This window comes from Kamptonema sp. UHCC 0994, from assembly GCF_029167235.1.
GTDB lineage: Bacteria > Cyanobacteriota > Cyanobacteriia > Cyanobacteriales > Microcoleaceae > Kamptonema.
Genome location: NZ_JARFTR010000265.1, coordinates 1 through 9,088 on the forward strand (window position 1 = coordinate 1; position 9,088 = coordinate 9,088).

At 49.4% G+C, this 9,088-nt stretch carries 10 protein-coding genes; 4 read left to right on the forward strand and 6 right to left on the reverse strand.

Translation table 11 applies throughout. From position 1 onward, the window contains the following. From PY364_RS23320 to PY364_RS23335, 4 genes are all read right to left on the reverse strand, one after another. A partial coding sequence (locus PY364_RS23320; protein WP_275526768.1) for a hypothetical protein occupies positions 1–559 on the reverse strand: 559 nt, incomplete at its 3' end. Continuing rightward, the gene (locus PY364_RS23325; protein WP_275526770.1) at positions 528–863 is read right to left on the reverse strand and encodes a hypothetical protein; all 336 of its coding nucleotides are present in this window, start codon (positions 861–863) and stop codon (positions 528–530) included. The genes PY364_RS23320 and PY364_RS23325, both read right to left, overlap by 32 nt. An 80-nt stretch (positions 864–943) precedes the next feature. Next, positions 944–1,108, reverse strand: coding sequence for a hypothetical protein (locus PY364_RS23330; protein ID WP_275526772.1), 165 nt, complete (start codon positions 1,106–1,108; stop codon positions 944–946). Positions 1,109–1,245: 137 nt separating this feature from the next. After that, positions 1,246–1,533: a helix-turn-helix transcriptional regulator gene (locus PY364_RS23335; protein WP_275526774.1), complete on the reverse strand. Its 288-nt coding sequence runs from the start codon at positions 1,531–1,533 to the stop codon at positions 1,246–1,248. A 379-nt stretch (positions 1,534–1,912) separates the two neighbouring features. Here PY364_RS23335 and PY364_RS23340 point away from each other — a divergent pair, with 379 nt between their 5' ends. The 4 genes from PY364_RS23340 (at position 1,913) to PY364_RS23355 (ending at position 7,391) form a co-directional block, all read left to right on the forward strand. Then, complete coding sequence (locus PY364_RS23340) at positions 1,913–2,125, forward strand: ribbon-helix-helix protein, CopG family (RefSeq protein WP_275526776.1); 213 nt, start codon at positions 1,913–1,915, stop codon at positions 2,123–2,125. 515 nt (positions 2,126–2,640) lie between these two features. Next, complete coding sequence (locus PY364_RS23345) at positions 2,641–6,624, forward strand: DUF5906 domain-containing protein (RefSeq protein ID WP_275526778.1); 3,984 nt, start codon at positions 2,641–2,643, stop codon at positions 6,622–6,624. A gap of 191 nt (positions 6,625–6,815) precedes the next feature. Next, complete coding sequence (locus PY364_RS23350) at positions 6,816–7,019, forward strand: hypothetical protein (RefSeq protein WP_275526780.1); 204 nt, start codon at positions 6,816–6,818, stop codon at positions 7,017–7,019. A gap of 54 nt (positions 7,020–7,073) precedes the next feature. Continuing rightward, positions 7,074–7,391 carry a fertility inhibition FinO-like protein gene (locus tag PY364_RS23355; RefSeq protein ID WP_275526782.1) on the forward strand — a complete coding sequence of 106 codons (318 nt, stop codon included), beginning with the start codon at positions 7,074–7,076 and terminating at the stop codon, positions 7,389–7,391. Between the two features lie 41 nt (positions 7,392–7,432). Here PY364_RS23355 and PY364_RS23360 read toward each other — a convergent pair whose 3' ends face one another. Then, on the reverse strand, positions 7,433–8,242 hold the full coding sequence (locus PY364_RS23360) for a tyrosine-type recombinase/integrase (RefSeq protein WP_275526784.1): 810 nt from the start codon (positions 8,240–8,242) through the stop codon (positions 7,433–7,435). Between the two features lie 350 nt (positions 8,243–8,592). Further along, positions 8,593–9,088: hypothetical protein (locus PY364_RS23365; protein ID WP_275526786.1), on the reverse strand; the 496-nt coding region annotated here is incomplete at its 5' end.

Below are 9,088 nucleotides of genomic sequence, written 5' to 3' on the forward strand. Positions count from 1 at the left end.
CACTCGAAGTTACGGGTACTGCTAACTTTGGGGTGGGAAGTTTGGCTTCCCTCAAGTCTAAAGGGGTGGCTGCTGCTGCCTCGGATAAACTGTTTAAGTTGCTGCGAAGGTTGTTGCCAAAGTCGGATAATTCGGTGACTAAAGTGGTGACGTAACCTACTTTTAAGGCTTGCACGTTGGTTTTGGCCATTTGTGAGCCTGTTTCGGCGAGGCCAATGTTGCCTTGCTGTGTGGCTTCAATAAGTGCTTGCATGGCTGCACCTTTGTCTTCAGTTTCGTCTCGCTTGGCATCGTGGGGGTTACTGAGAGATTCAGCATTGATTTCATTGCAGTATTCAGAGCGACCGTTGCGCTCTACTGCTATCTGCAAAAGTGCGTCGTCAGGGGGTATTTTTTCATCCCTTACTAGCGAGTAATAATGGCGAATTTCAGTAGCATCAATTTCGTCAACTTGTGAGTTTTGCCAATTGGGTTGACCTAATGCTTTTCGGACATTGGTGATGTCGGCAACTTTGGCGAGTCCGAGTTCACTTTTGAGTTCTGTTCTGGAAATATTCATGGGTTGGCAATCCTTGTTCAATTAAACGCCTGTGTACTGGGTCAATGCGGTAGTCGGCTTCAATCAGCCATTTTTCGAGGGTGACTAAGCACCATTTGTGGAAGTCTGAGAACTTTCGCTCGTGCAGTTTGCGATTGAACTCCGGGCATTCTTCTAAGAGGGACAGCCTTCGCTTAAATGTCGCTTCTGACATAGGCTTGCGACCGCCGAGAAGAAGTTTGAGTTCTGTTCTTTCCCACCACGAGCGCGTTCCTGTGCTAGTGTCGAAAGCCCTGACTGTAATTGGCTTGCGGTGTCTTTTCATCACTTTCGTGAGCTAATTTGTGAGCTAATTGAAAGTGTTATTTTTTCGGTTTGAATTAGCTCACAAATGGGGTAAAAAATTTAGCTGATAGGGCGATCGCGCGCGATCGCTTTGAGTTCAACAAGCTTGAGGGCGCGATCGTTTTCTGGGATGGCGGTGAATTGGTTAGCCTGTCCCAGTTGCTGCGGGAGATTGGGTTGAGGCAGAGCGATCGCGAATTGTGCGACCGCCTGATTTTGCGTCATAGTGAATTAGCTCCTGTGTGAATGGGAGTTGAGCCAGCGGTTGTGATTGGTCGTCGCGTCGCTGGCTTTTAATTCACAACATAAAACCCGTAGAGGAGCAAGTCAAGAGCAAAAGCTTTACATTGTAAAGAAATTAGTCAAGGTTCGTCTTTGATCTTAGTTTCCCAGATCCGGTAAGCAACAGACTGTTCTTGTTCTCTTTTCTGTCGCGCCCAGTCTTCAAAATCGCGGTCGAACCTATCTAAAAGCAATAGCACAGGGGTTGTAGGGTTGCGGGTTTCGGACATCCAAGCCTGCACTGTGCTTAACTTTACACCTAGTAGATCAGCCAAGTCACTGTAATTCAACTCTGGGTATTTGGCTAGAAACTCCTGGGGTGTCATTTGATAGGGATGTGTACGAACCTTTAATAAAACTGCTTTCATAATCCTTGACATTGTAAAGGTTAAGTTTTACAATGTAGAGGCTTCACTGAGCTAAGTCAATTGTCCTCCAGATGTGTGACTTTTAAACGTATTCGTCGGGCGAGTACGAGAAAGTTGTGCTGGAGCTTCAACTATGTTTCCTTGCTTGTACCAGACTTTATGTTACGGTCGTTGCCACTGTCACTCACTAAGTACCCTGTCAGATCCAGAAGTGCTGAGTACGGTTCAACCTATTTGAAGAGCGATCGCAAAATTTAACAATTAGGCTGCGAAAATTTATCTGAGAACTACATTGCAGGTACTATGATCAATAAAAGTTGTTTCGTACCAAACTGCGAAAGGATTAGATCATCTATCTGTCGATAACAAATAACGAGTTATGTCTGAAGAGAAGGTAAAAAACAAAGGTGGTCGCCCAGGCTTGTATGCGGAGTCTAAGGCGAAAATTAGTTTGGCTTTAACCCCATCAACCTTGCACCGTCTGGATGAATTAGCTTCTCAGCTCAATATCTCGCGCTCTGAGGTAGTGGAACGTGCAACACGAGGACTCGTATCCCTTGCGAACAAGGAACACCTGGAAAAAGCCAGCTAACCCTTGATGCGATGCTCATCCCACTGAAGTTGACGTGTTGGAACAACTTAATCAACCCTCTAATAGGGATGGACTATATCGTATGGCGTTAACACCAATATTCTAGTAACCAACAAAAAAACCCCACAGGAGGTGAGGCTAAGATTCAAAACAAAAATTTCTCGAAAAAGTAATAGAAAAGTAATACAAAAGTCGGAGTCGAGACGATTAGATGAAGTAATGGTGCAGAATCGGAAACTCCCATTACTCAAAGTCGTATCGCTGCGGAGGTATTCTTGGTGCAATTTTTACTGAGATAGCATTTTGGCACTCTCAGCTAAACACTTGTTTTTCAAGTGTCAAGTTTCGCTAGCTGTAAATTTACAGCAGCTATTGCTAGTCCAATAGTAGCGCAAAGGGAGCCATCTTACCACCCTTTTGGGGGGTCAAAATTCCCCCAAGCATCAAGCAAGCATAACCTCAAACCGCACCACTCCGACTCCAGCAAACCTTACACACCACAGGAGGACGGAACAATGGTGCAATCTAACGAACAAAAATTCGACATCCGCAACTGGTTAGAATTCAACTCTCAAGGTCGGGCGAACTGCCCCTGCTGCGAACGCTCCAAAGGCAAACGCAACACCAACCTCGCCCTCATCCCCAACACAGACGGCGCTTACAAATGCCACGCCAGCCACACCCCAGAAGAAATCCGTGCAGCACTCGGCGCACCCCCACCCGGCCAATACGACCCCAACTGGCAGCCACCCCAGCAGCATCCCCAACCCGCCAAACCGCCCCAACCCAAAAAAGACTACAGAATTGACCAAAACCAAATTGCCGAATACCACCAGCGCCTAACCGCTCCCGGCGATCGCAACCCACAACTGGCAGCCGACACCAAACAAGCCACCAACTGGCTGCACCGCCGGGGCATCCACCAAGGCATCATCGAACGCTACCAACTCGGCTTAGCCTACTACAAACAAGGCAACACCTACTGGCCCTGCATCGCCATCCCCATCCCCTCTGGAGAAGAAGGCAAATTTTACCTCAAAAAACGAGTAGCCCCCTGGCTATCTGACTCAGAACGCCCCGCCGACTTACCCAGGTGGGTGCAACTCGGAGTCCCCGCCACCGTATGGCTCACCCACAACCACCCAGATGCCACCTCAACCTGGTACTGCGAAGGCGAATGGGATGCCATCCGACTCGGCTGGCTAGCGCAACAACGCCAAGAATCTGTGGCGATCGCCTGCGCCACCTGCGGCTGTGGTAGCGTCCCCAAACCCGACCAACTCCACAAACTGCCAGGAAAAATCTTCATCTTCTACGACCGCTTAGACGAACTCAAAACCAACGGCACCCGCGCCGGCGATGAAGGAGCCAAAAAACTCAAAACCGCCCTCGGCGAACGCGGCTACATCGCCCAAGTACCAATGCCAACAGATTCTACAATTAAGGGGTGGGACGTGAGCAACGCACTAGATGTCGGTTACACTTGGTCAGACTTTGAAACCGCAGCCGAAAACGCCACCGCAGTTGCGCGGCACATCATCCACATCCCCACCTGGGAAGGCGAATATGCAGACGAACAAGAACCCGGTCAACAACAATGGCAGTGGTACCAAGGACATGAAGAATTCTGGCAAAAAGTTGCCGACTTCTTCCGCAATGGCAGCAATTCTCGCGAGGGTGGAAACCACAAACCACCCAACCCAGCCTTAATGGGTCAAATCCTATCCAACAAATACCGCAACAAACTGCTATGGTCTAGCGAACACTGCTCTTGGATGGCTTACGAGCAAGAACGCAGCGGCATCTGGAAACCCATCACAGTTTGTCACCTTGAAAGCATCATCGATAAAACCCTGACCGCCGAGGGAATTTGTGCCAACAACAGCTACATTGCCAACACCGTCGGCAAAATGAAGCGTATATTGCACGAACCCAACTGGAGTTTAAAAGAAAAACCCATCAACCAGTTCCTACCCTTTACCGACGGCGTATACGAACTAGCAACCGGCATCCTGCACTCCCACGACCCCAACTTCCGGCTAAGCTGGTGCTTACCCCGACCCTATCAAATTCCCGCCATCCAACAGCAAGCAGGGTGGAGCAAAATTCGAGCTTGGCTAGAATCTGCCACCCGCAACGACCCCAAAGCTATGAATATCCTGCTGTGCTACGCCGCCGCCATCTTGCGAGGCCGCAACGACCTGCAAAAATTCCTGCACCTCATCGGCATAGGCGGCACCGGCAAATCAACCTGGGCCAACGTCATGGAAATGCTCATCGGCTCTGAAAACACCGCTACTCCCAGACTTACCGAAATTGAAACCGAGAAAGATGCCGTTGCCGAACTCATGACTAAACGCCTAGTCATCTTTGCCGACGAGGACGGTTCTCCCAACAAAATGCAGAACTTCAAACGCCTGACCGGTCAAGATACCTTAGAAGGTCGGATGCTTTACAAGAGTCGAGTACAGTTCAAATTTCAAGGCATGGCAATCGTCACCAGCAACGGCCCCATCTTCAAAGGTGTAGGCGCATCTTGGCTAGCGCGGCGGCTGCTCATGCTCAAATTTGACTATAAGCCACCCGCTTCTGAGGTGCGGAATCTCATCAAAGAATTCGAGTCGGAAATGAGTGCCTTCACCCTGTACCTGGTGTCCATTCCCAACGAAACCATCACTCGTGTCTTAAATGGAGTGGGAGTGGGCATGAGTTCCACAGCTTGGGAAGATAGAGTGCGAGCTGATAGTATCGCCTCGTGGATGAACGAAGAAACTATCCATGACGCTACAGCGACAACCCGGATTGGGGACAATAAGGATGAGTGGAAGGATTGTGAGTATGAGCCAACTAAATCCACTTTATACGGCTCGTACCACTATTACTGCACTCGCACCGGTCAACATCCAGTCAGCCGCAACAACTTTACGCCTAATTTGCTCGAACTATGTCGAGAAGGGTTGGGATGGGAAAAGGTGGAAAAGGTGCGGGACTCTTCAGGCCGCCGCTGCATTAAAGGTTTGCGGCTACGGGGGGACGGTGATAGGCACATTCCTGCTATTGATGACTTGTTAGCTGCCTCTCAAACCTCTGACAGTTCGACTGATAGTCCCTCTGACGGCCTTTCTGACGGCCCTTCTGACGGCCTTTCTGACAGCTCCAAACCTTCATCCAGCAAGCATTCTGACGACTCTGACGGCAAATTGCCTCAAAACTTTTCTCAAAATTCTTGTTCTCAAAATGCAAGTGCTAATGAAAAGGCTGGTGCCAGTGAGAGAAGTTTAGAAGAGTCTCGCAACCAGGACAATTCTTGCTCTGACTTCGGTGGCTCAACTGTGCAACATGGAACAGCAGAATTTGAAGGCAGTGGTGTCAAGCCTGAAAGTAGCAGTGCCAAGTTTGAAGGTAGCAATGTCAACCTTGAAGGTAGTAGCACCAAACTTGAAAGTAGTGCCAAACCTGAAAGTAGTGTCAGCCTTGAAGGTAGTGTCAATCTTGAAAGTAGCAGTGTCAACCTTGAAGGTAGCGGCGCAAAACTTGAAAGTAGCGGTGTAAAACTTGAAAAAGTTAGTAGCCCAAAAACCGTCAGTGCCGTCACAACCGAATCGCAACAAAGCTTTCAGGCTGTCAGCGAGGCCGTCAGAGAGGTCGTCAGTGAGGCCGTCAGCTTCCAAACTGAAGTAGATATGACCGATTTGGACATCTACGACAACTGGAACTTGGGACTACAACTGCTGGTGATTGAGAAAACTTCAAAGTTCCTGGCTGCTGTCGGCACCCTTGCTGGCTTTAACTTCCAAGAAGACGGTTCAATGACTTGTCTAGTTAACTTCCCAGGGTTTGAGAAACCGCTGCGCTATCCCCCATCATGGTTGGCAGAATACACGCCAACGCTTGCGGTTGAAGCTATCAGCGAGCGGTTAGAGCGGTGTCAGAATTCAGAAGAACTCGATGAAGTGCGGCAAGCATTTGCTTCGGAGAAACTAAGAGCAGCGTCGGTGGTGCTGGCCCGCCGCAACCCTGAAGCTTACCAAAAAATTCGTGGCTGGGTGATGCCAAATGCTGCAACAGGAAAGCGATCGCTTTCATCTTCTGCTAGTTCTGATGTAAATTACCAGCAGTTAGACCTTTTTGGGACTGAGCAATTGGCTCCGCAGCCGATGAGGACTTCCTCGGTGGATGTTGTCAAAGAAAGTGATGTCAATCTCTTGGCGGGTACTGTCAAAGAAAGTGATGACAACCTCTTGGCGGCTACTGTCAAAGAAAGTGATGACAACCTCTTGGCGCGACATTACGTTAAGGACGAGCTGGAGTCTTTGCCTGCACTGAAAGCTGGGGATGATTGCATTTCGACGGCAACGGGAGAGCGGCTGCAAGTGCTTACAATCTTTGAAGCTCTGCCGAACCTTTGGTTTGCCAAAATCAAGTACGCGGATGGTTTTGTTGCGGAATCTCGCCTGTCGTTCCTGCGGCCGCTGACTCCTGAAGAGCTTTTGGGTTAGTGCTGGGAGTGGGACGAATGCAAGTTGTGTCAAGCGATCGCCTACTAATTGATATGAGCCAGTTTGTTCTCTAGCTGCCTTATCCTTATTGGGATAGGTGTCTAGGATAGGCACATTCAAATAGTTTTGAGGTATAAAAGTTAGCAGGGGGTTTATTTGCGAGCAAAAGAGGTCAAGATAGATTATCAAAGATGCTTCAAGCAGTAGAAAAAGCTCAAAAGCTACAAGATGACCGAATTAAGTTCGGTATAGATCATGTCAAACTTTATGTCGAAGACGTAGAGGGAGATTGGCTGGAGAAGTGGGATGACGACGAAGAAAATCTGCTGCTAGAAACTAATACTTGCCAACTCGATAAAAATGGCAAAACTATCGTCCGACTTGGACAAATGTAAGAGCAACTAAGCTCACAAGCAGTTTCAACTCCATCAAGTTTATTCGGTGCAGCTATGGCAACAGCAGGTAAGTTAGAATTGACCATTAAGATTAACGAGTTTCCCGACAATGTAAACACAGTCGAGAACAACTGGAAGCAGTTTGAAGTGGATTGCGACGGTCAGATAGCAACAATTAAAGTCAAGCCGAAAGTGTTTAAGAAGCTTGAAGACGCGCAGGCTAATTACCCGATGTGGGTAGCGGCGATCGCCGGTAAAATGGGAGAAGCTACACCTAACGGTTTCGTGCTAGCAGAACCCAATATCCAAGTGTTTGAGAAGAAGCCAAAAGAACCGAAAGATGCTTCAGAACCTGTGGCAACAGCCACCTAACTACAAGGCTGGCAAAAAGTTATTTCTAACCCAATTGCAGCTTACGTGGGCAAGTACAGCCCCGAACTTTCATCGGGTCGGGCGTGAAGGTAGCGACCCGTCACCGCCAAGCTGGAATGCCCCAACGTAGCGCAGACCAAATGCAGCTTCGCACCCCGCTGTATGGCGTGAGAAGCGTGGGCGTGGCGCAACCAGTGAGGCGATATATTTCCCTTAATTCCCGCCCTCTGAGCTGCCGCCTTAACGATTTGGTAAACGCGACTTCTCGCCAAATGACCGAAATGGTCGCCCTGGCGCGAGCGAAACATCGGCTCCGAAGTTGACGCATCTCCCTGTAGTGCCAGCACTTCCACCCCCACAGAGAGAGGCACCAGTACCGTTCGCGTCTTAATGCCCTTCCCCGTTACCGTCACCCGCACCTCCGACCCACTTACATCAATGTCATCCCACTTAAGAGCGCACAGTTCCGAAACCCGCAATCCGCCGTAGTAGAGCAGCCGTAGGAGCGCCCGATTTCTTGGATGAGTTTCCAGCAAGAACATCCCCTGCACCTCCATTTCCGACAGCAGGCGCTGGTGGAGACAGTCCGGTGCTTTCGGTGGTTTGACGATCGCCCCCACATTCGCAGGCAACACCCCAATTTTATGCCCGAACGACAGCAAACTCTTCACCGCCGCGATCGCCGTGCGCCTGGTTGAAGCCTTAATGCCTCGTTCCTCCAAATTGTGGGCAAACGCTTGTACCTCAGCCAGCGATACCAAGTGCAGGGGCTTGCCCACAAATTCCATAAACTGTAGCGCCACCCGGTGGTAATAATCAGCCGTGTGAACCGACTTGCCGTCAGTCCACAAATTGATCAGCTGCTCGGATGCGGTGGTCAGATTCTCTTTTAAGCGCGTTTTCACGCTTTTTCCCTCGCGCACTCCACTCTTATTAAACTCGGAATTGTGTCACCGTTAGCATGAGTTAGTCATTAGGGTAGTATTGTTGAACTCCCTGTGCGGCGGGAGTTGAGTGGTTGAAAATTGGGTGGTCTGGGTATGAGAACAGAACAATCACTTGCCTGTCTTGATGGACTAATTAAGTGTTATTCTGCTGACATTACTTCCGCTATTTTTTGACCTATACAGGTCTAAACAATTGAGATTGCGTAAAGATTACCGGGGTTGTGCGGTAATGCGTTTATTTATTTCCGCTATTATCAAAAACTGCTACCCTTATGCGTGAAGCACGCCTCGACCCATTCAGAAGCTAGTGTATAGCTGCGGATTCTTGCCCCAGAACCTGCTAATACGGGGCTGACAAAACCACTTTCAGCCCACTCTTGCAGCCATTCGCGGGCTGTCTTGTCTGAAACTCCAAACCAAGATTCAATGTCTTTTGGGCTGATGGCGAAGGGATTTTCGACTCCATCGAGAACTCGCGCCAGGAGTCGGGTGAGGATTTGCTGTTGTCGTCGCGGTAAGCTTTCCCAAGGGGGCGCATCTGCCGTCACTTGCTGGTAGAGAGACTTAGCTTTAGCTTGCAGTTCATCCGCTGCCCGCGCCATCGTCTCGACAAAATAAAGCAGCCAGGGCGTGTGGTCTGGGTCGTGGCGGCCTTCATAAAAGTCCACGGGCAGCCCCATTTGTAGGGAACGGTAATAGCGATCGCGATCGGCATTAAAATACTCGTCAAATGAGAAAAACCCCCGCATT

Excerpts from the sequence above, each read along its gene's own strand:
- PY364_RS23325 (WP_275526770.1), bottom strand. The coding sequence starts at position 863 with ATGAAAAGACACCGCAAGCCAATTACAGTCAGGGCTTTCGACACTAGC.
- PY364_RS23335 (WP_275526774.1), bottom strand. The coding sequence starts at position 1,533 with ATGAAAGCAGTTTTATTAAAGGTTCGTACACATCCCTATCAAATGACA.
- PY364_RS23355 (WP_275526782.1), top strand. The coding sequence starts at position 7,074 with ATGGCAACAGCAGGTAAGTTAGAATTGACCATTAAGATTAACGAGTTT.
- PY364_RS23330 (WP_275526772.1), bottom strand. The coding sequence starts at position 1,108 with ATGACGCAAAATCAGGCGGTCGCACAATTCGCGATCGCTCTGCCTCAA.
- PY364_RS23345 (WP_275526778.1), top strand. The coding sequence starts at position 2,641 with ATGGTGCAATCTAACGAACAAAAATTCGACATCCGCAACTGGTTAGAA.
- PY364_RS23350 (WP_275526780.1), top strand. The coding sequence starts at position 6,816 with ATGCTTCAAGCAGTAGAAAAAGCTCAAAAGCTACAAGATGACCGAATT.
- PY364_RS23340 (WP_275526776.1), top strand. The coding sequence starts at position 1,913 with ATGTCTGAAGAGAAGGTAAAAAACAAAGGTGGTCGCCCAGGCTTGTAT.